The organism is Streptomyces sp. NPDC012794 (assembly GCF_042901085.1).
Classification (GTDB): domain Bacteria; phylum Actinomycetota; class Actinomycetes; order Streptomycetales; family Streptomycetaceae; genus Streptomyces.
Map to the genome: position 1 here is coordinate 1 of NZ_JBIBCI010000011.1, position 19,875 is coordinate 19,875.

23 protein-coding genes, 1 tRNA gene and 1 pseudogene are annotated in these 19,875 nt (G+C 74.1%); 20 read left to right on the forward strand and 5 right to left on the reverse strand.

The features are described from left to right. Positions 1–90 precede the first annotated feature (90 nt). The 5 genes from ACFY7H_RS20970 (at position 91) to ACFY7H_RS20990 (ending at position 4,026) form a co-directional block, all read left to right on the forward strand. A complete protein-coding gene (locus ACFY7H_RS20970; RefSeq protein WP_388940028.1) occupies positions 91–612 on the forward strand; it encodes a hypothetical protein in 522 nt (173 codons plus the stop codon). A 47-nt stretch (positions 613–659) separates the two neighbouring features. Further along, on the forward strand, positions 660–1,094 hold the full coding sequence (locus ACFY7H_RS20975; RefSeq protein WP_388940030.1) for a VOC family protein: 435 nt from the start codon (positions 660–662) through the stop codon (positions 1,092–1,094). Between the two features lie 39 nt (positions 1,095–1,133). Further along, on the forward strand, positions 1,134–1,802 hold the full coding sequence (locus tag ACFY7H_RS20980) for an epimerase (protein ID WP_388940032.1): 669 nt from the start codon (positions 1,134–1,136) through the stop codon (positions 1,800–1,802). A gap of 71 nt (positions 1,803–1,873) precedes the next feature. Beyond that, the gene (locus ACFY7H_RS20985; protein ID WP_388940034.1) at positions 1,874–3,091 is read left to right on the forward strand and encodes an RNA ligase; all 1,218 of its coding nucleotides are present in this window, start codon (positions 1,874–1,876) and stop codon (positions 3,089–3,091) included. A 2-nt stretch (positions 3,092–3,093) separates the two neighbouring features. Continuing rightward, positions 3,094–4,026 carry an AAA family ATPase gene (locus ACFY7H_RS20990; RefSeq protein ID WP_388940036.1) on the forward strand — a complete coding sequence of 311 codons (933 nt, stop codon included), beginning with the start codon at positions 3,094–3,096 and terminating at the stop codon, positions 4,024–4,026. Between the two features lie 70 nt (positions 4,027–4,096). Here ACFY7H_RS20990 and ACFY7H_RS20995 read toward each other — a convergent pair whose 3' ends face one another. Further along, positions 4,097–4,618, reverse strand: coding sequence for an SH3 domain-containing protein (locus ACFY7H_RS20995; RefSeq protein ID WP_388940038.1), 522 nt, complete (start codon positions 4,616–4,618; stop codon positions 4,097–4,099). Positions 4,619–4,835: 217 nt separating this feature from the next. Here ACFY7H_RS20995 and ACFY7H_RS21000 point away from each other — a divergent pair, with 217 nt between their 5' ends. After that, positions 4,836–5,210, forward strand: a complete 375-nt coding sequence (locus ACFY7H_RS21000) for a YbjQ family protein (protein WP_388940040.1) — start codon at positions 4,836–4,838, stop codon at positions 5,208–5,210. A 165-nt stretch (positions 5,211–5,375) separates the two neighbouring features. Here the strand turns inward: ACFY7H_RS21000 and ACFY7H_RS21005 are convergent. Next, positions 5,376–5,516 (reverse strand): annotated as a pseudogene (locus ACFY7H_RS21005) (EamA family transporter); the annotation flags it as partial. On the opposite strand from ACFY7H_RS21005, the gene ACFY7H_RS21010 reads away from it, so the two are divergent. The 5 genes from ACFY7H_RS21010 (at position 5,455) to ACFY7H_RS21030 (ending at position 9,066) form a co-directional block, all read left to right on the forward strand. Then, positions 5,455–5,907: a hypothetical protein gene (locus ACFY7H_RS21010; RefSeq protein ID WP_388940042.1), complete on the forward strand. Its 453-nt coding sequence runs from the start codon at positions 5,455–5,457 to the stop codon at positions 5,905–5,907. The pseudogene ACFY7H_RS21005 and the gene ACFY7H_RS21010 sit on opposite strands and share 62 nt — an antisense overlap. A gap of 346 nt (positions 5,908–6,253) precedes the next feature. Beyond that, a complete protein-coding gene (locus tag ACFY7H_RS21015) occupies positions 6,254–7,186 on the forward strand; it encodes a nitroreductase/quinone reductase family protein (protein ID WP_388940044.1) in 933 nt (310 codons plus the stop codon). A gap of 124 nt (positions 7,187–7,310) precedes the next feature. Next, entirely contained in the window at positions 7,311–7,811 is a 501-nt protein-coding gene (locus ACFY7H_RS21020) for an LAETG motif-containing sortase-dependent surface protein (RefSeq protein WP_388940045.1), read from the forward strand. 8 nt (positions 7,812–7,819) lie between these two features. After that, a complete protein-coding gene (locus ACFY7H_RS21025) occupies positions 7,820–8,512 on the forward strand; it encodes an RNA polymerase sigma factor (protein ID WP_388940047.1) in 693 nt (230 codons plus the stop codon). Further along, a complete protein-coding gene (locus ACFY7H_RS21030) occupies positions 8,509–9,066 on the forward strand; it encodes a hypothetical protein (protein ID WP_388940049.1) in 558 nt (185 codons plus the stop codon). Before ACFY7H_RS21025 ends, ACFY7H_RS21030 begins: the two co-directional genes overlap by 4 nt. 219 nt (positions 9,067–9,285) lie before the next feature. On the opposite strand, the gene ACFY7H_RS21035 is transcribed toward ACFY7H_RS21030, so the two are convergent. Beyond that, entirely contained in the window at positions 9,286–9,738 is a 453-nt protein-coding gene (locus ACFY7H_RS21035) for a MarR family winged helix-turn-helix transcriptional regulator (RefSeq protein WP_388940051.1), read from the reverse strand. Between the two features lie 202 nt (positions 9,739–9,940). Here ACFY7H_RS21035 and ACFY7H_RS21040 point away from each other — a divergent pair, with 202 nt between their 5' ends. The 3 genes from ACFY7H_RS21040 (at position 9,941) to ACFY7H_RS21050 (ending at position 13,358) form a co-directional block, all read left to right on the forward strand. Continuing rightward, on the forward strand, positions 9,941–11,161 hold the full coding sequence (locus ACFY7H_RS21040) for an MFS transporter (RefSeq protein ID WP_388940052.1): 1,221 nt from the start codon (positions 9,941–9,943) through the stop codon (positions 11,159–11,161). Between the two features lie 41 nt (positions 11,162–11,202). After that, complete coding sequence (locus tag ACFY7H_RS21045; protein WP_388940054.1) at positions 11,203–11,640, forward strand: heme-binding protein; 438 nt, start codon at positions 11,203–11,205, stop codon at positions 11,638–11,640. 89 nt (positions 11,641–11,729) lie between these two features. Further along, positions 11,730–13,358, forward strand: coding sequence for a glycoside hydrolase family 20 protein (locus ACFY7H_RS21050; RefSeq protein ID WP_388940055.1), 1,629 nt, complete (start codon positions 11,730–11,732; stop codon positions 13,356–13,358). Between the two features lie 51 nt (positions 13,359–13,409). On the opposite strand, the gene ACFY7H_RS21055 is transcribed toward ACFY7H_RS21050, so the two are convergent. Continuing rightward, entirely contained in the window at positions 13,410–14,234 is an 825-nt protein-coding gene (locus ACFY7H_RS21055) for an endonuclease I family protein (RefSeq protein WP_388940056.1), read from the reverse strand. Positions 14,235–14,452: 218 nt separating this feature from the next. Between ACFY7H_RS21055 and ACFY7H_RS21060 the strand changes: the two genes are divergently transcribed. Continuing rightward, a complete protein-coding gene (locus ACFY7H_RS21060) occupies positions 14,453–15,019 on the forward strand; it encodes a DJ-1/PfpI family protein (protein WP_388940058.1) in 567 nt (188 codons plus the stop codon). Positions 15,020–15,101: 82 nt separating this feature from the next. Here ACFY7H_RS21060 and ACFY7H_RS21065 read toward each other — a convergent pair whose 3' ends face one another. Beyond that, positions 15,102–15,914: a glutamate ABC transporter substrate-binding protein gene (locus tag ACFY7H_RS21065; protein WP_388940060.1), complete on the reverse strand. Its 813-nt coding sequence runs from the start codon at positions 15,912–15,914 to the stop codon at positions 15,102–15,104. A 235-nt stretch (positions 15,915–16,149) separates the two neighbouring features. On the opposite strand from ACFY7H_RS21065, the gene ACFY7H_RS21070 reads away from it, so the two are divergent. From ACFY7H_RS21070 to ACFY7H_RS21090, 5 genes are all read left to right on the forward strand, one after another. Beyond that, the gene (locus ACFY7H_RS21070) at positions 16,150–17,202 is read left to right on the forward strand and encodes a hypothetical protein (protein ID WP_388940368.1); all 1,053 of its coding nucleotides are present in this window, start codon (positions 16,150–16,152) and stop codon (positions 17,200–17,202) included. Positions 17,203–17,322: 120 nt separating this feature from the next. After that, positions 17,323–17,392, forward strand: a tRNA-Arg gene (locus ACFY7H_RS21075). A gap of 120 nt (positions 17,393–17,512) precedes the next feature. Continuing rightward, positions 17,513–18,664 carry a gala protein gene (locus ACFY7H_RS21080; protein ID WP_388940370.1) on the forward strand — a complete coding sequence of 384 codons (1,152 nt, stop codon included), beginning with the start codon at positions 17,513–17,515 and terminating at the stop codon, positions 18,662–18,664. Then, on the forward strand, positions 18,661–19,074 hold the full coding sequence (locus ACFY7H_RS21085; protein ID WP_388940061.1) for a hypothetical protein: 414 nt from the start codon (positions 18,661–18,663) through the stop codon (positions 19,072–19,074). The genes ACFY7H_RS21080 and ACFY7H_RS21085 overlap by 4 nt, the downstream gene beginning before the upstream one ends. A gap of 75 nt (positions 19,075–19,149) precedes the next feature. Continuing rightward, positions 19,150–19,743: a TerD family protein gene (locus tag ACFY7H_RS21090; RefSeq protein WP_388940063.1), complete on the forward strand. Its 594-nt coding sequence runs from the start codon at positions 19,150–19,152 to the stop codon at positions 19,741–19,743. Positions 19,744–19,875: the final 132 nt, after the last annotated feature.

A 19,875-nucleotide genomic window follows, 5' to 3' on the forward strand; every position in this document is an offset into this window, starting at 1 on the left:
CCCGCGGCGTCTGGTGCGGTGCCTCGCAAGGCGGAGGCACAGCGCGCGTACTGGACGTACTCGGCTGTGCCGACAACGCGGCGAGGTGCCGTGCCGGGCGTCGCGGGTCAGGCAAGATCCGGAAGAGACGGCCTAGCGCCGGCCGCCCTGGCCTGCTTCTGCCTGGGCCTGCTGCTGTACGGCCTCGCCCTGGCCCGGTTCGACTTCCACGAGATCGTCGGCGGCGCGGGTGACCACTGGGTGGCGGGCGGAGCGCTGTCCATCACCGCCCTCGCCGGGGCGAAACTCACCGCCCTGTCCGCGTGGACCGGCCCGGCGCACACGGCCCTGCGCAACGCCACCCTGACGGCCCTCGCCCTCTCCCTGGGCTGGTACGCCGTCCTCCTCGCCGCCGAACTCCGCAGCCTCCGCCCCCGCTACGACATCCGCCGCTGGTCCACCGTCTTCCCGCTCGGCATGACCGCCACCGCCTGCCTCACCGCCGCCCCCGCCACCGGCACCCCCTGGCTGCGGCCCCTCGGCGAGGTCCTGCTGTGGATCGCGGTCGGGGCCTGGGTCCTCACCCTCCTCGCCTTCGCCCTCAGCCGCTGCCCGGGCCGCCGGCCCGCCTGACGGCGTTTCAGCCCGCGCCGAGCGGAGCGGCTGGCTAAAGTCCCGCCATGGCCTACACGTTCCAGGTGACCGTCGACTCCACCGACCCCCACCCGCTCGCCGACTGGTGGGCCGACGCCCTGGGCTGGGAGGTGGAGCCCTCGGACGAGAAGTTCATCCGCCACATGGTCGAGGCGGGCCACGCCACCGAAGAGGACACCACCACCCACCGCGGCACGCTCGTCTGGAAGGCCGGCGCCGCCATCCGCCACCCCGACGGCCTGGAGCGGGCACCCCGCGTGCTCTTCCAGTTCGTCCTGGAGCCCAAGACCGTCAAGAACCGGGTGCACCTGGACGTCCGCACCGGGGAGGACGACCCCCGCGCCCTGATCGAGCGCCTCGTCGCCAAGGGCGCCACCTTCCTCCACGAGGGCAGCCAGGGCCCCTACCAGTGGACCACCCTCACCGACCCCCAGGGCAACGAACTCTGCGTCTCCCATTGAGCGGAGCCCCGGCGGCGCGGGAGCCCATAGGGTGAAGGCGTGAACGTCATCCTCTACGGCGGAACCGGAATGATCGGGCGCGGCGTACTGCGCGCCTGCCTGCGCGACGACGCGGTGAAGAGCGTCCTGTCCGTCGGCCGCACCCCGCTCGGCGTCAGCCACCCCAAACTCCGCGAACACGTCCGGCCCGACCCCGCCGACCTGACGGAGCTCGCCGGCGAGCTGTCCCGCTATGACGCCTGCTTCTTCTGCCTGGGCGTCTCCTCCGTCGGCATGAAGGAGGAGGCCTACCGCGCCGTCACCCACGACCTGACGCTCGGCGTCGCCCGCCCGCTGGCCGCCGCGAACCCGGCGCTCACCTTCGCCTACGTCTCCGGCCAGGGCACCGACAGCACCGAGCGGGGCCGCTCCATGTGGGCCCGGGTGAAGGGGAAGACGGAGAACGACCTGCTCGCCCTGCCCTTCCGCGCCTACATGTTCCGCCCGGGCCTCGTCCAGCCCGTCAGCGGCATGCCCTCCAAGACGCGGCTCTACCGGACGCTGTACGCGCTCACCGCGCCGCTCTTCCCGGTCCTGCGGCGGATCGCGCCGAACCAGGTCACCACCACCGAGGCCCTCGGCCGGGCGATGATCACCGTGGCCACCCCCGGAGCCGAGGTCGCCACCCGGATCCTGCACCCCCGGCACATCAACCGCCTCGGCCTCTGACCAGTCGTAATTGATTACCGGCCCCTCCCTCCCGCACGTGAGAATGAGGCATCTCGAACCGGGAGGAACCCATGAGCCAGGACCACCTGACTCTGCACGGCCTGCTGCCCGCGCAGGAGTTGACACAGGCCATCGACGCCGGGCACGTGACCCGCAAGCAGCACCCCGAACTGCCCCTGTCCCTCTACACGTACACGCGCGCCGCGCAGTACGAGCAGATATGGAACGGGGTCACCACGCGCTGCCGCGGCCTCGTCGCCGACGACGAGACCGGAGCGGTCGTCGCGCTGCCCCTGCCGAAGTTCTTCAACGTCGGCGAGCACGCCTCCGGCCGCCCCTACGCGCCCGCACTGCCCGATGAGACGTTCGAGGTGTACGACAAGGTCGACGGCAGCCTCGCCGTGGTCTTCCACTACGCGGACCACTGGCACGCCGCCACCAGGGGCTCCTTCACCAGCGCCCAGGCCGCCTGGGCGCAGCGCCGCCTCGACACCCGCGACACCACGGCCCTCGTGCCCGGCGTCACCTACCTCGCGGAGATCGTGTACCCGCAGAACCGGATCGTGGTCGACTACGGCGACCGCCGGGACCTCGTCCTGCTCGCCGCGTTCCGCCTGGACGGCATCGAGGTGCCGCTCGCCGAGGCCGCCGGCCACTGGCAGGGCATCGGCTCCGTCGTCAAGGTGTGGCCCGCCATGCCGCTCGACGAACTGCTCGCCCTCGCCGACTCCAGCACCCTGCCCGGCAGCGTGCCCGCGACCGGCACCGACGCCGAGGGCTTCGTCCTGCGCTTCGCCTCCGGCGTGCGCGCGAAGGCCAAGCTCTCGGAGTACGTACGCCTCCACAAACTGCTCACCGGCGTCACCGAGCGGGACATCTGGCGCAGCCACGGCATCCAGCGCTTCGCCGGGACGTCCGTCAAGCGCCTCGCCCAGGGCCTCGGTTTCTCGGTCGCCGAGCTCGACGGCATCCGCTCCAAGGGCGGCCGTCCGCTGGACGAACTGCTGGAGCAGGTCCCCGACGAGTTCGACACCTGGGTGCGCGAGGTGATCGCCGGTCTGGAGGCGGCGTTCGCCCGCCACGAGCAGGCCATCGACGAGGCCTTCGACTCGCTGGCGCACCTGGCCGGCGACCGCGGTGCCTTCGCCCGCGCCGCCAAGGAGATCCCCGACGGCCGGATCCGCTCGGCCATGTTCACCCGCCTGGAGGGCCGCGGCACCGAGCTCGTCTCCTGGCGGGCGGTACGCCCGGAGGCCGCCGACCCCTACACCACCGACGAGGAGAACTGAACGTGTCCGAAGAGCCCGAACTCCCCGTGGTCCACGTCATGACGGGGTTGCCGGCCTCGGGCAAGACGACCGCCGCCCGCGCCCTGCAGGCCGAGGCCGCGGGACGCATGCGCCGGGTCAACCTCGACGACCTGCGGGCCATGCTCGACGTGCCCGACCCCGACCGGGGCCGTTCCTACCGGCACGAGCAGACCGTGCTGGCCGTCCAGGACGCGGCGGTCCGCGCGGCCGTCGACGACGGCTTCGACGTGGTCGTCGACAACACCCACCTCACCTCGCACATCCCCAAGCGCCTCAAGGCGGCGGTCGCCGGCCGCGCCACCTTCGTCGTGCACGACTTCACCGGGGTGCCCGTCGAGGAGTGCCTGCGCCGTGACGCCGCACGCGAGCGGCCGGTCGGCGAGGAGATCATCCGGATACTCGCCGACAAGCACGCCAAGGCGAAGAAGGGCGGCTGGCGGCTCACCGCGGAGTGGCTGAACGACCAGCCGTCCGTCCGCCCCTACGTGGCCGACCCGGCCCTCCCGCCCGCCGTGATGTGCGACATCGACGGCACGCTGGCCCTCACCGGGGACCGCGGCCCGTACGACTTCTCGCGCTGCGAACTCGACCTGCTGAACGCGCCCGTGCGCCACGCGCTCGACGCCTTCCGGCGCGCCGACGGGGACACGATCGTGCTGCTGTCCGGGCGCGGCGAGGAGCACCGGCAGCAGACGGAGTCCTGGCTGCGGCGCCACGAGGTGCCGTACGACGAACTGTGGATGCGGGCCGCGGGCGACACCCGCCGCGACGACGTGGTCAAGGCGGAGCTCTTCGACGCTCACGTGCGCGACCGCTACGCCGTGCGGGTGTCGCTCGACGACCGGGACCGGGTGGTCGCCGTCTGGCGCCGGATGGGCCTGCCGACCTGGCAGGTCAACTACGGCGACTTCTGACACGCCGCCGGGCGTACGGGACGGGGCGCGCGGCCCCGTCCCGTACGCCCGGCGGGGCGGCCCGGGAGGGTCAGGAACGGCACCACCGCACCGGGGTGATGTCCTTGACGTAACGGGCGGAGACCCACGCGCGCTTGCGCTCGTACATCTTGTCGTCGACGCGGTCCTCGCCATCCACGGCCGTGCGGTCGTGCTTGCGGTCCAGCAGGTACCAGAGGTCGTTGCCGTCGACCTTCTCTCCGTGCTGCTTGCACACGATCGACAGCTTCTGGCGCGGGTGCACCGTGCCCAGGGCCTTCGAGCGGGTGGTGGGCTTGCTGCGGACCTTCAGCGGGCCCTGCGAGACGACCCTGCCCAGGGCGTGCCTGGGCTTGGGGTACGTGACGGCCCCGTCATCGCCGGACTGCTCGTCCTCGTTCTCCTCGTAACCGGGGTCGTACTCGTCGTAGCGGGGGTCGTCGTCGAGGACCGCCCGCGCACGCGGTCCGTCGGCCACCGGGCAGCCGTCCGCGACGGCGACGCCCGCGCCGAACAGGCCGAGCACCATGCTGCCGGCGGCAAGAGCGAGGATGGTCCTGGTGGGCTTCAGCATGAGCCGCTCCTCCACGAAGGCTTCCGCCCGGCCGCCGGGCGCGGCTGGGGGTGGCGGCCCGGGGGACGCCACCGACGACTATGACGACGGGGTGGGGCGCGCCCCGGGCCGACGCACCGGCCATTAGCCTGATATGCGCAATTTCGTCAGAATGGCGCCGGCCGTACGCGCGCGTCCTGAGGATGCGGCGGGCCGCCCCCGGCAGCAGAGTGTGCCCATGGGTATCGAAGACTACGGCGGCGGCCCCGGCGCCCAGCAGACCGGCGTCCTGGTCGTGACCACCAACGACGTCCCGGGCTACCGCGTCGAGCAGGTCATCGGGGAGGTGTTCGGGCTCACCGTGCGCTCCCGGCACCTCGGCAGCCAGATCGGCGCCGGCCTGAAGTCCATGATCGGGGGCGAGTTGAAGGGCCTCACCAAGACCCTCGTGCAGACCCGCAACCAGGCCATGGACCGGCTGATCGAACAGGCGAAGGCGCGCGGCGCCAACGCGGTGCTGATGACGCGCTACGACGTGACCGACGCCGCGGACGTCGGGACGGAGGTCTGCGCCTACGGCACGGCCGTGGTGCTGGTGCCCTCCGGGACCTGATCCGCACCTCCGGTACGGCACTTCCACGGGCGGCCCCCAAGGGCGGACCGGGCGAACCGGTTCACGGGCCCGAGGGCCCCCGCCTCCCCGCAGCCCCAGCGCCGGCCCGGCGATCACCACCGCCAGGCCCAGCCACACCACCGGGCCCGGCGTCCCGCCGCCCGACAGCACCCCGGCGCCGGCCGCCGCGAGCGGGGCGACCCCGGTCAGCAGCCCCGCCCGGCCGGAGCCCACGGCGGCCACCGTGCGGTACCAGAGCAGGAACGCCACCGCCGTCACCAGCACCGCGAGGTACCCGACGGCCACCCACCGGCCGCCACAGCTCGTCCTCGCCCGGCTGATGGACTCGGGCGAACCGGAGGCCCACCTGCGCTTCGTACGCCGCCGCCACCGCCGCCGCCGGGACACGATGCTGCGGGCCGTCGCCGAGCGGCTGCCCAAGGCCCGGGTGCACGGCGCCGCGGCGGGGCTGCACCTGATGGTCACCTTCGACGGCACGTCCTTCTCCGACACCGCCGTGGCGGAGGCGGCCCTCGCCCTCGGCGTCAAGGCGCACCCGCTGTCCTGGCACCAGCTGCGGCCCGGACCGCCGGGCTTCGTCCTCGGGTACGCGGCCGGTCCGGCCGGTGAGATCGAGGAGGGCGTCGCCGTCCTGGGCCGGGCCCTGCGCGCGTGCGTACGTGATCAACGGCATTGACAACCGCCGTGCCGCTTGCGTCTAATGACGGACGGTGTCGCGTGACTCCGGCCAAAGAGCAGTGGGCCGGCCGGTGATCGGGCGAACACCCTTGATGCAGGGACCCGCCATGAGCCAGTACTCCGCGCCCCGCAGTTGACGTAGAGCAGCCGTACCCACGGCTCCCGCGTCGCGGTCCGGCCTCCGAGCCGGCACCGCCTTTCCTTCCTTCATTCCACGCTCGCGTACGCGCGTACGTCCGTACGCCTGGTCCCGCACGCCCCGCTCCGGCGACTCCCGCTCCACAGCGGCCCGCCGGGGGACCGGTGGCGTGCCGGCCAGGCACGCCCAGAGAGAGAAACGCCCTGTGCCCACGCCCGCCCATGACTTCAGCCGGTCCGTCATCGAGGAGTTCCGCGCCCACCGCGGCAAGGTCGGCGGCCCCTTCGAAGGCGAGGACCTGCTTCTCCTCACCACCACCGGCGCCCGGTCGGGAGCCGGGCACACCACCCCGCTCGGCTACGTCCGCCACGACGGCGCCCTGCTGATCGTCGGCTCCAACCTCGGTGCCGACCGCCACCCGGCCTGGTACCACAACCTCCTGGCCCACCCGCAGGTGTCCGTGGAGCTCGGCGGCGACACCTTCGAGGCCCTCGCGATACCGGCCGAAGGGGCCCGGCGCGCGGAGCTCTTCGAAACCGTCGTGCGCGCAGTCCCCGGATACGCCGACTACCAGGCCCGCACCGCCCGCCCGCTCCCCGTCGTCCGTCTGGAGCCCACCGAGCCCACCGAGCCCGCCGGGCCCGACGGCCGGCAGGCGCCCGCCCCGGTCACCACCCTGGCGGGCAAGCTCCTGGAGGTCCACACCTGGCTGCGGGCCCAGCTGCGTCACGTCGGCGCCGAAACGGAGGCCCACTTCGCCGCCCGCGCCGCCCACACGGGGCCGGGCGGACCGCCGGCGCCGGGGCTCGGACTGCAGATCCGACAGCGCTGCCTGGCCTTCTGCCAGGGCCTGGAGTTCCACCACACCAGCGAGGACGCCCACCTGTTCCCCGGGATCGCCGCCCATCACCCCCACCTGGCGGCCACCTTCGAGCGGCTGCGCGAGGAACACCGCACGGTCGCCCGGATCCAGACCGAACTGGCCTCGCTGCTGGGCGAGGTGGCCATCACCGAACCCGAGCGGTTCCGCGCCGGGCTGGCGCGGATGACGGCGGAGCTGACGGCCCATCTCGACTTCGAGGAGGAGGTGCTGTTGCCGCTGCTGGAAGAGGTGCCCTGGCCGCCGCCCCGCCCCTGAACCCGGGCGGGAGGGACGGCGCGCGAAGTTTTTTCCGCGACAGCGGCAACCGATCGGGCACTCGCGCGTCGTGCGGGGGTGAAGGGCGGATTTCCCGCCCCGGACCCGACCGTGGAGAGCCACTGTGAAGAACCTGAAGCGCGTTGTTCCCGTCACCGCCCGCCGGGCGGCCGTCGCGGTGGCCGCCGCCGGGGCGGTCCTCGCCCTCGCCGGGCCGGCCTCCGCCGCGCAGGGACCCTCCGCCTCACCGACGTCCGCCCCCGCTCCGGCGCCGAGCACCGTCCCGACGCTGCCGGGCGGTGCGACGCCGACCGCGGTCCCCTCGCGGCCGGCCGGCGGAGCCCAGCCCACCGCGGTCCCCTCGCGGCCGGCGGGCGGCAACGGCAAGCCGAGCACCGTCCCGACGCTGCCGGGCGGTGCGACGCCCACCCCGGCCCCCTCGGTCCCGGCCGGTGGAACCCAGCCCTCCGCCGCGCCCTCCGCGTCGGCCGCCTCCGGTGAGGGGTCCGAGCTGGCGCATACTGGCTCCTCGGCGACCACCGTCGCCCTCGGGGCCGGAGCGGCCGCACTGCTCGCCGCCGGCGGCGGTGCGCTGTTCGCCGTGCGGCGCCGAGCCGGCAACTGAGGACACCCGTGCTCGAACTCGCGACCACCGCCAGCCCCCTCACGCCCGGCTCCGCCCGGGTGTGGCGGGGCTTGTGGTGGTGGCTCACCCGCCGCGGGCGCTCCGCCCCGCCGGCGGCCGGCCACCCCACCCGCGCGACCGGCGGCCACGCGTACACGTACCCGCACGACGGCGCGTACCGCACAGGCGGCCACGGCACCGGGGAGCCGCCGCGCCCGCCGACCGTCAGCGAGCTGTACCACGCCCACCGCCTGGGCATGGTCCGCCTCGCCGTGCTCCTCGTCGACGACCTGGGCACCGCCGAGGACGTGGTGCAGGACGCCTTCACCGCCCTCTACCGCCGTCACGGAGAGCAGATCTCGGAGGTGGACAACGCGCTGGGCTACCTGCGCACCTCCGTGGTGAACGCCTCGCGGTCCGTGCTGCGCCGCCGGCGCACCGCCCGCGCCTGGATCCCGCCTGTCACCGCCGACGTCCCCTCCGCCGAGGCCTCCGTGGTCCTCGGCGAGGCGCACCGGGAGGTGCTGGCGGCACTGGGCGAGCTGACCCCGCGCCGCCGCCAGGTACTGGTCCTGCGGTACTGGGCGGACATGAGCGAGGCGGAGATCGCCGAGACCCTGGGCATCAGCCGGGGCGCGGTGAAGTCGAACGCCAGCCGCGCCCTGGACGCGCTGGAACGGATTCTGGAGGGACGGGTATGACCGGTTCTACGGGTACCGCGCCCGACGGCGAACGCCCCGTGGAGCGACGGCTGCGCCAGGCCCTGGAAGCCCGGGCGGAGGAGGTGACGGTCCGCTCGCTGCGGCCCGCCGATCCGCCGGGTCCGCACGGGCGGCGGCTGTCCCCGCGCACGCCGTGGCCGCGGCGCGGGGCGTGGGCCTTCGCGGGTCTGACCGGCCTGGCGGCGGCCGCGCTGGCCGGCCACCTCGTGCTCGGCGGGCACGACCAGCGGCCGGCCAGGCCGGAGCCGCCCGCCGCGCCGCCCGAGCTCCGCCCGACCGCGCCCGCCGGCACGGACCGGCCGAGCGCGTCACCGTCGGCCTCGGTCACGCCGGGCCCGCCGACCGTGCCGACGGGGTCGGGCACCGGGCCGGCCGTGCCCACCCCGGTCCCGTCGGCGACCCCGGAGCGGCCGCCGCGCTCGGCGACGCCGACGGCCCCGCGGGTGCCCTCCGGCGCCCCGGCCACGACGGCTCCGGCGGGCGGGACCGGCGGTCCGCGGGCCACCCCTAGCCCCTCGAGGTCGGGGGGCTAGGCCGTCTCTTCCGGATCTTGCTCCCCCGGCTACCGCTGGGAGGTGCCCCCAGACCCGCGACGCCTGGCACGGCACCTCGCCGCGTTGTCGGCACAGCCGAGTACGTCCAGTACGCGCGCTGTGCCTCCGCCTTGCGAGGCACCGCACCAGACGCCGCGGGCTTGACCGGCAAGACCCGAAAGAGACGACCCGGGCGCGCCGGGCGGGCGTTTCCGCCGGCTACCCGGTGGTGTTCTCCACCGCCGCCACCAGAGGGGCCAGCTCCGGGCTGAGCGCGGCCTCGTCGAGGGCCTCGCGCAAGGCGGCGGCGTTCGTGGGGCGGGCCTGGTCCAGGAGGGCCAGGCCCGCCTCGCTCACGTCGGTGTAGATGCCCCGGCGGTCGGTGTCGCAGATGTAGCGGCTCAGCAGGCCCCGGTCCTCCAGCCTGCTGACCAGCCGGGTGGTCGCGCTCTGGCTGAGCACCACCGAGTCCGCGACCTGGTGCATGCGCAGGTGCCCGCCGGGGCCGCCGTGCTGGCGGCTGAGGACGTCCAGCAGCGAGTACTCGCGCACGCTCAGCCCGTGTCCGGCCTGGAGGGCGCGCTCGATGTGCGCCTCGATGCGGCCGTGGAGGAGGGAGAGGGCGCACCAGCCCTGGGCGAGGCGGGTCAGTGCGCTGTCCGTGGCCGTCATGGGGGCTCCTCCGCCGTCGTGTCCCTGCCGCGCGAACCCGCGGCCTTCCGTTTCCTTGGCACCAGGATAGGTCACGGGCGCAATAGCCCGCGCTTGCAAATATCCCGCGTCTGCAATTAATGTGGACGAGCGTAACCGGCGAGCGCATTTGTGCGCCGCCCCCGCTTCCCCCACCCCCAGAACCCTGAAGGGCAGCCTCGTCATGCCTCTCGCGCTCCTCGCCCTCGCCATCGGAGCCTTCGGGATCGGCACCACCGAGTTCGTGATCATGGGCCTCCTCCCCGAGGTCGCGGCCGGCTACGGCGTCTCGATCCCCACCGCCGGCCTCCTCGTCACCGGCTACGCCCTCGGCGTGGTCCTCGGCGCTCCCGTGATGACGGTCCTCGGCACCCGCGTCCCCCGCAAGCGCATGCTGATGCTGCTCATGGGCCTCTTCATCGCGGGCAACCTGCTCTCCGCGCTCGCACCCGCCTTCGGCCTGATGCTGGCCGGACGCGTCGTCGCCTCCCTCGCCCACGGAGCCTTCTTCGGCATCGGCTCGGTCGTCGCCGCAGGTCTCGTGGCACCCGAGAAGAAGGCCGGCGCCATCGCCATGATGTTCACCGGCCTGACCGTGGCCAACGTGGTCGGCGTCCCCCTCGGCACCCTCGTCGGCCAGCACCTCGGCTGGCGCGTCACCTTCCTGGCCGTCGCCGCCCTCGGCGTGCTCGGCCTGCTCGGCATCGCCCGGCTGGTCCCCGACCTGCCCCGGCCCGAGGGCGTGCGGGTCCGCCACGAGCTGGCCGCCTTCCGCAACGTCCAGGTGCTGCTCGCCATGGCGATGACCGTCCTCGGCTTCGGCGGGGTCTTCGCCGCGATCACCTACATCACCCCGATGCTGACCCACGCCGCCGGCTTCGCCGCCACCTCCGTCACCTGGCTGCTCGTCCTCTTCGGGCTCGGCATGGTCGCGGGCAACCTCGTCGGCGGCCGCTACGCCGACCGCGCGCTCATGCCGATGCTGTACGTCTCCCTGGGCGCGCTCGCCGTCGTACTGGCCCTCTTCACCCTCACCGCCCACGACAAGGCGGGAGCCGCCGTCACGGTCTTCCTCATCGGCGGCCTCGGATTCGCGACCGTACCGCCGCTGCAGAAGCGGGTCCTCGACCAGGCCGCCGGCGCCCCGACGCTGGCCTCCGCCGTCAACATCGGCGCCTTCAACCTCGGCAACGCCCTCGCGGCCTGGCTCGGCGGGCTCGTCCTCTCCGCCGGGCTCGGCTGGACCGCCCCGAACTGGGTCGGCGCCGTCCTCGCCGCGTCCGCGCTCGTCCTCGCCCTCGTCTCGGGAGCGCTCGAGCGCCGTACGGACCGCCGCGCGGCGGGCGGGAGCCGGGTCGTCGCCTCCGGAGCCACCGCGGCCACCCCCGCCCCCGCCCACCACTGACACCCCCGGCCACACCCCACCCACCGCAACAGGAGCACCCCATGTCCCGCACCACCCTCTCCCCGCTGACCACCGAGGACGCCGAGCTGCTCGTCACCGCCGCCCGCACCGCCGCCGAGGCGGCCGGGGTCGCGGTGAGCGTCACCGTCCTGGACGCGGGGGGCCACCCGCTGGCCTTCCGCCGGGACGACCGGGCCGTCCTGATCTCCGGCGAGACCAGCACCCGCAAGGCCTACACCGCCCTCCAGCTGAACGCCCCCACCGCCGGGCTCACCGAGGCCGTGCTGCCCGGCGGACCCTTCCACAGCCTGCCCACCGCACTCGACCGGCCGCTGCTCTTCATCGCGGGCGGCCTCCCGGTCCACCGCGACGGCCATCTGATCGGCGCCGTCGGCGTCGGCGGCGGAGCCCCCGAGCAGGACCACGGCTTCGGGTCCACCGCCCTCGAAGCCCTGCGCCGGGCGGACTCGGCGGCATAGGCCCCGACGGGCGCCCCCCGCCCCGGGTCGCGCGAACGCGTCCCCCGTGCCAGGTTGGTACGGGGGACACGGGTACACGGGTACACACGATGAGGCAGACGACCGGGCGGTTCCGCAGAGGTCGGGCCATCGCGACGGCAGCGGCCGCCACGCTGGTCGCCTTCGCCGTACCCGCCTGCTCCGCCGGAGCCGAGGGCACCCGCGCCACCCCCGGCGCGGCCTCCCCGGCCCCCGTGCCGACCACCGCCTCCGCGACGCCCACCGGGCCGCCCGCGACCGCGTACGCCCTCTCCACCGCCCCGCGCACCGTGCCCTCCGTACGTGAACACGTGCCCGCCCGGGGCCCCGGCTGGAAGCCCGCCCCCGGCGCCCGTGTCCTGGTCGCACCCGCCGACAGGGCCGCCCTGGCCGACGAGGGCAGGCTGCTCGCCGGCGAACTGCGCCTCGGGTACGCCGAATCGGACCAGCCGAAGCCGGGCGACGTCCACCTCGCCCTCGCCGCGAAGGGATCCGGCCCGGCGGAGTCGTACGAACTCACCGTCCAGGGCGGCCGGGTCAGCATCACCGGCCCCGACGAGGCGGGCGTCTTCTACGGCACCCGGACCCTCAAACAGGAGATACGCGGGGCCGGTTCGGCCCCCGAAGGCAAGGTGGAGGACGCCCCGGCCAAGCCCCAGCGCGGCCTCAACCTCGACATCGCCCGCAAGCACTTCACCGCCGAGTGGATAGAGGGCCGGCTGCGCGAGATGGCCGACCTCAAACTCAACCAGCTCGGCCTGCACTTCTCCGACGACCAGGCCTTCCGGATCGAGTCCGACACCCACCCCGAGATCGTCTCGACCCCGCACCTGACCAAGGCCGAGGTACGCCGGATCAACGCGCTCGCCGCCCGGCTGCACATCGCGGTCGTCCCCGAGATCGACTCGCCCGGACACCTCGGAGCCGTGCTCCGCGTCCACCCGGAGCTGCAACTGCGCGACGCGGCGGGCCGGGCCGTCAAGGGCGCCGTGGACATATCCAACCCGGCGTCCGCCCGGCTCGTGGACGAGCTGCTGCGCGAGTTCCTGCCGCTGTTCCCGGCCGGCGCCTGGCACCTGGGCGCCGACGAGTACCAGGCACTGGTGGTCCGCGACCCCCAGGCCTCCTTCCCCGGGCTCGCGAGCGCCGCGCGGGCCCGCTACGGGCCGTCCGCCCGGGTGCAGGACCTGGCGACGGGCTGGCTGAACGACCGGGCGGACGTGGTGAGGCCGTCGGGCAAGGCCCTCAAGGCGTGGAACGACGGCTTCTTCCGGGGCGGAGTCGCCCGGCCCGCCCCGGACATCCAGGCCGAGTACTGGACGGGCAAGGAGATCGGCGCCCGGCCGCCGCTGGAGTACCTGGACGCGGGGCGCGAGGTAGTCAACCTCAACGACGAGTTCCTGTACTACGTGCTCGGCGAGCCCAACCAGTTCACGTACCCCACCGGCAAGCGGATCTACGAGCAGTGGACCCCGCTCGTCCTGCGCGGCACCACCGCCGTCCCGGCACGCTACGACGCGCAGGTCCTCGGCGCCCGCCTCGCCGTCTGGTGCGACCTGGCCGCCTCGCAGACCCCGGCCCAGGTGGCCGCGGGCATCCGGCTGCCGCTGGCCGCGCTCGCCCAGAAGGTGTGGGACCCGCGCCCGCCGCAGGCGTCCTGGGCCGACTTCCGGTCCCTCGCCGGCCGCCTCGGGCCCTGACTCCCGGGAGGCGCCGGCGCCGGGGGAGCGGCGGGCGGGGTCCGCGACCTGCTACCAGATGGAGTTGACCCACTCCGGGTGGTCGATGAACGGGTTGCGGTTGTGCTGGTAGGTGTCGTAGATCACCTGGTTGCGGCGCTGCTCGAAGGCGTCCGGCGGGTCCATCTGGTTCCACTGCTTGAGCAGGCTGATCCTGCCGAAGAGCGGCGCGGTCCCGTTGTTGACCCGGTCGTTCATCTCCAGGTCGGCGAAGCCGTCCCCGCCGTCGTAGCGCACCGCCATGTACAGCAGCATCCGCGCGACGTCGCCCTTGACCGCGTTGCGCGGCTCGAAGGAGTCGGCGTCGGTGTAGCTGCCGGGAGCCTCCGACACGGGGCTGCCGCCCATGTCGAAGTCCTTGTTGCCGCGGGTGCTGTTGACGGTGACGTCCTCGGGCCGCAGGTGGTGCAGGTCGGTGCCCGGGCCGGTGACCGTGCCGAAGTCGCCGTGGCTCTTGGCCCAGACGTGCTCGCGGTTCCAGTCGTTGACGCCGCCGCCGTTGGTGTACTTGGACTGGGAGCGGCCCGAGTAGACCAGGATGACGTTGTTGGGGTTCGCGGGGTCCTGGTCGGTGACCTTCAGCGCGTTCCACACGCCGTCGTAGCTGACCCTGGACTGGTTCTTGATGATGGCGTGCAGCGCGGACTTCAGTGCGGCGCCGGTCTTGCCCTCGGCGGCCGCGTAGTACGCGTCCACGCTGGTCGCGGCGGCCTGGGGAGCGGCCTCGGCGACATCGGCGGTCGTGCGCTGCTGGCCGGCGCTGGCGCTGGCCGGTATGAGGAGCAGCGCGGCCGCGGCGAGCCCGGCGGCCCATGGGGCGGTACGGGAGATCTTCATGACGTGGGGGATACCTCTCCACAAGCACCGTCCCCGCCATGGCAGTTGGCGGGGTATCAAGTGGCAGAGCGAGGATCATATTGTCATGTGCCCATCAGGTAAAAACCACATGTCGACCGCGTGGACCTTGGGGTTTGTCCGCTGCCGGGCACGGGCACGGTAGCGGATGCCCACGGCGGCCCCGACGCGGCCGCCGGCAGCTCTCACCGGAGTGGCCCATGGCAGTGAAGATCCTCATCGTGACCGGCGACGCGGCGGAGTCCCTGGAGGTGCTCTACCCGTACCAGCGCCTGCGGGAGGAGGGCTACGAGGTGCACATCGCGGCGCCCTCCCGCAAGAAGCTGCGCTTCGTGGTGCACGACTTCGAGGAGGGCTTCGACACCTACACGGAGAAGCCCGGCTACACCTGGCCCGCCGACATCGCCTTCGCGGACGTGGATCCCGGTGAGTACGCGGCCGTCGTCGTCCCGGGAGGACGGGCGCCGGAGTACCTGCGCAACGACCCGGAGGTACGGCGGATCCTGGCCGCCTTCGCCGGCGACGACAAGCCGATCGCGCAGATCTGCCACGGCCCGTTGATCACCGCCGCGAGCGGCGCCCTCGACGGCCGCCAGGTGACGGCCTATCCGGCGCTGGAGCCCGACATGCGGGCGGCCGGGGCCGCGTTCCGGGACTCCGAGGCCGTGGTCGACGGCACCCTCGTCTCGGCCCGCGCCTGGCCCGATCACCCCGCCTGGATGCGGGAGTTCCTGACCGTGCTGCGCGGCAAGGCGCCGCTCGCGTAGCGGCGGGGGCGGGAAGCCGGGGCGGGTTCCCAGGGCCGGGGGCCGGGGCGGGGGCCGGACGGGGACCCCGCCCCGGGGTCCGTCAGTTCCCGGTGGTGACCTGGGGCGCCGGCTCGTACTTGTAGTTCGCCGGGCCGAAGTTCTTCTTCACGGCGGCTTCCCAGGAGCCGTCGGAGACCATCTTGGTGAGCGCGAGGTTGATCTTGCGCTGCAGGTCGTTGTCGCCCTTCTTGAGGCCGATGCCGTAGTTCTCGTTGCTCAGGTTCAGCCCGAGCAGCTTGAACTTGCCCGCGTTGCCCTTCCGTGCCGCGTACCCGGCGAGGATGGAGTTGTCGGTGGTCATCGCGTCGACCAGGTTGTCCTGGAGGGCGACGAGGCACTCCGAGTAACCGCCGAGCTCCAGGATGCTCGCCTTCGGGGCGAGGGTCTTGCGGACGTTCTCCGCGGAGGTGGAACCGCTCACCGAGCACAGCCGCTTGGTGTTGAGGTCCTCGGGCTTGGTGATCGAATTGTCGTCGGCGCGGACCATCAGGTCCTGGTGGGCGACGAAGTACGGCCCGGCGAACTCGACCTTCTCGCGGCGCTTGTCGTTGATCGTGTAGCTCGCTGCGACGAACTTGACCTCGTTGTACTGGATCAGCAGTTCCCGGTCCGAGCTGTACACCTGCTTGAATTCGATCTCGTTGGCCTTGTAGCCGAGTTCCTTGGCGATGTACGTGGCCACGTCGACGTCGAAACCGGTGAAGGTGCCGTTGCTCTCGCGCAGCCCGATGCCGGGCTGGTCGAACTTGATGCCGATGGAGATGGGCTCCTTCGGGGCTTCACCACCACAGCCGGAGGCGGTGACGGCGAGGGCGATCACCGTGGCGACCGCACCGGCCTTGGGAACCTTCATGCTGAACTCTTTTCCTCGGGAACGCGGAATCCCGGGGGACGTCGCGGGAACGGGGGCAGACGTGCGGAACCGCGGGGGCGCGAGGGCACGTGTATGAGGAAGCTAGGAAGGTGACGGCCGTACCGTCACTACATCTGAGGAAAACTTGAGCATAACAATCCGGTTCAGCCGTGGATCTTCCCGCGGTTCCGGTGAGTGGCGGGAGAAGGGGCTGTCCGGGGTGGCGAACGAGGAAATGGGCGCGGCGAGGGTCGAGGGCAATACGCTCCTGCTGGGCGAAGGGGTACGGATCCGGTTCATCCGGACATTGCGCCTGCCCGAGTCGGGCACGCACGCACTCCCGCCGGGGCTGGGGGAGTTCCCGCTGCGCAGGGTCGAGGACCATCCGGACACCGTGCCGCCGGAATGGCGCGCCAAGGGCGGCGTGATGCTGCCGGTGTACCTGCGCGAGGCGATGTGGCTCAGCTTCGGCGGCTCGCGGGAGCCCGCCGCGCTCCAGGTCGGCGTCGGCAAGGTGTGCGCCGTCTCGGGCAAGCGGTGGACCGGCCGGCTGGAGCGGGGGCCGCAGAACTACGTGGTGCTGCCCCGCCAGCCCTGGCTCGACGGAATCAACTCCGGTGACGGGACGGTGCGCCAGTTCGTCGCCGTGCCGCTCGGCCTCGGCGCCACGGTCGAGGGTCAGGTCACCGGCGAGGAGGTGACCGGCGGGGTGCAGCTCCAGGCGTTCCCGCTCGGCCCCGAGGCCCTCGCCGCCTGGCGCGAGGAGCAGCGCGCGAGCCTGCGGAGCGGCCGTCCGGGCGGCGGCGGTTACGGCGCGGCCCCCGGCGGGCCCCCCATGCCGATGGCGGCGCCCGCCCCGGGCGCCGCCCCCGCGCACCCGGCCGGGCGTCCGGCACCGGCCGCGGCCATGGGACTCGGCGTGGGCGGTGCGATGCGCCAGGAGGTCTACGAGGACGACCGCGAGCCGTCGGCCTGGGGCGACCGGCCCGCCGCGCGGGTCTTCGTCCACCTCGTGACCCCGCCCGAGTGGCGCCGCATCACGGGCGAGGACGCACCGCCCTCACCCGTGGACCGCGCCGCCTACACCCGGGCCGGACTGCCCTGGTACGACTACTACGACGAGACCGGCACCGACCTCCCGGCCGCCGGCCCCCTCGCCGGGGTCAAGCCCGTCGGCGACTGGCTCGGCGACGACCACGCACCCTGGACGCCGCCGGCACCCGGCCAGGTCCTGCCGCTCGGCACCGCCCCGCGCCCCGGCGAGCCGGTCCAGGACGGCGACTGGTAGCCGGACCGGCGCGCACGGCGGCCCGGCACCGGTACGGCACCCGGCCGCCGCCCGCCGGTCCCGGGACCGGTCAAACGGGTGATCGATTCCGGGCCGCCGGGCCGCTATGATCACCGCGGCAAGGCCGTAGCGCAGAGGTCGTCGCGCCCGAGCATCGAGCTGGAGGGCGCCGGTTCGAATCCGGCCGGTCCCGCCTTGTCTCCCGTCATGTCGGAATGGCGGCATCGCGGGCGCGAGGCGTACCGGAATGCCGCTGCTCCGCGCAGTCGCAGGTTCGCCGGGCGCCGGCGAAGGAACCGGTGGAATGGTGATGACACGGCCGACGCCCGTACGGTGCCCCGCTATCGAGCACCCGGACCTGCCGCTCGCCGACCCGGCGGAACTCGGCCCGCTGCTCGCCCGGCTCGCGCAGGACCGGCCCGTCGAGTCCGACGAGACCTTCCCGCGCGGCACCCTGCGCCCGGACGGCCGCGTCGACCTCTGCAAGCAGGGCCTCGGCCCGGCCGGCACCGCCCGCCTGCTGCCCGCCGCGCTCACCTCACCGCACGCCGCGCACCTGCTCCTCGGCACCAACTCCCTGACCGACGAGGGCGCCCGCACCCTCGCGGGCGCCCTCGCCGGCGCCGACGGCCGCCACGGCGTGCACACCCTCTACCTCGGCTGCAACCGGATCGGCCCCGACGGCGTGCTCGCCCTCGCCGGAGCCCTCGCCGGGGACGCCACCGTCCGCGCCCTCTGGCTCAAGCGGAACCCCCTCCACGAGGACGGTGCCCGCACGGTCGCCGCACTGCTGCGCCGCGACACCGCGCTGCGGACCCTCGACCTCGTCAACACCGGCATCGGCGCCGAGGGCGTAGGCCTCCTGCTCGACGCCCTGCTCACCCGCCCGACGCCGCTGGAGCGGATCTTCCTCGGCGGCAACGGCCTCACCGCCGAAGCCGCCCCGCTGCTCGCCGCCCTCATCCGTGACGCCGGAGTCCGCGAACTGTACGTACCGGCCAACCACCTGGGCGACGAGGGCGTCGCCGTCATCGCCGCCGCGGCGGCCGACGCCGGCCCCGGGCGCCCCGTCCGCCTCGGCCTCGGCGGCAACGGCATCGGTGTACCCGGAGCCCGCGCCCTCGCCGAGGCCCTCGGCGGCATCGAGGCCCTGGACCTCGGACGGGCCATGTCCGAGCGGAGCCTCGGCTCCACCGGCAACGCGACCGGCGACGAAGGCGCGTACGCCCTGGCCGCCGCCCTGCCGGGCAGCCCGCTGCGCCGCCTGGAACTGCGCCACACCGGCATCACCGGGCGCGGCGCCCGGAGCCTGCTCGCCGCCCTGCCCGAGGACGCCCCGCTGGAGCACGTCGGCCTCGGCCCCGGCACGCCCCGCCGCCTCAAGCGCTCCTTCGCCGAACGGCTGCGCCCCGCCCGGGCCTCCCACCCCGACCTGCGGGCCATCGGGAGCGTGTACCGGTGAGCGCGCCCACCGCGCCGCCCGGCGGACTCCCGCCCGGGGGCGCGGCCGCCTGGCAGCGCGCCCGCCGCTACGCGGTGCCCGCCCGGATGATCCGCCGGGCCACCGCGCACCGGCTGGCCGGGGACTGGCGCGTCGCCTGCGCCCCGGCCGGCGCGGAGGTGGCCGTCGACCTGACCGCGGTCGCCTCGCGGTACGGCACCGCCGTCGCCGGGGCGGTGGCAGCGGACCTCCACGGCTTCGCCCCCGACCTGCTGCGCCGGCACCTGCCGCGGGTCCTGGGCGGCCGCAGCGCGCTCGCCCCGAGCCGGCGCGTCCTGCCGGCCCGCCACGGCACCGGGCCCCTGATCGGCGCGGACGCGCGGCGGCCGCCGGCCTGGGTGGAGACCGTGCACGTCGAACCGGCCGCCTGACCGGGCGGCCGGGCGGAGGGAGAACTGGCCGGTTGTTTACGGTCGTTCGGGCGGTGATCACCGAGGCGTGACAGCATGGCCGTGGACATCACGGCCAAAGCGGCCAAGCTGAGGGGGAGTTCGGTGAGCGGAGTACGCAAGAGTCTGGCCAAGGTGGAGATCGCGCTGCGCTGGGACCCCAGTCCGGCGGGCACGCCCGCGAACGACCTGGACATCGTCGCCGCCGTCTACGGCACCTCGGACCCGTACGGGGAGCCCGTCTACCTCGTCCACTTCGGCAGCCGCGCCCCCGACGGCACCATCACCCTGGGCCGGGACAGCCGTACCGGGCAGGGCTTCGGTTACGACGAGGTGATGACCCTCGAACTGGACCGGCTGGCGCCGGAGCTGGGCCGGGTGGTGGTCGGCGTGGTGATCCAGGACGCGGGGCCCGCCGGGGTGCCGGAGCGCAAGACCTTCGCCGCCGTCGGCGGTACGGGGCTGCGGATCCGGGAGGGCCACACCGACCTCGCCACCACGGACTTCTCGCAGATCCCCGGGGCCACGGCGGCCACCGTGGCCGAGTTCGTCCGGGACGCCTCGGGCGGCTGGGCGATGGACGCGCGCACGCGCGGCTTCGACGCGGACCCGCAGGAGTACGCCCGGGTGATGGGCGCCGCGCGCGGCTGAGGCCCCGTGTGCGGGAGTTCCGTACGGGCGGGGGGGGGGGGGCCCCCCGGCGGGGGGGGGCCGCCCCCCCCCCCCGGGGGGGGGGGGGGGGGGGGGGGGGCGGCGGGGCGCCCCCCCCGCACCCCCCCCCCG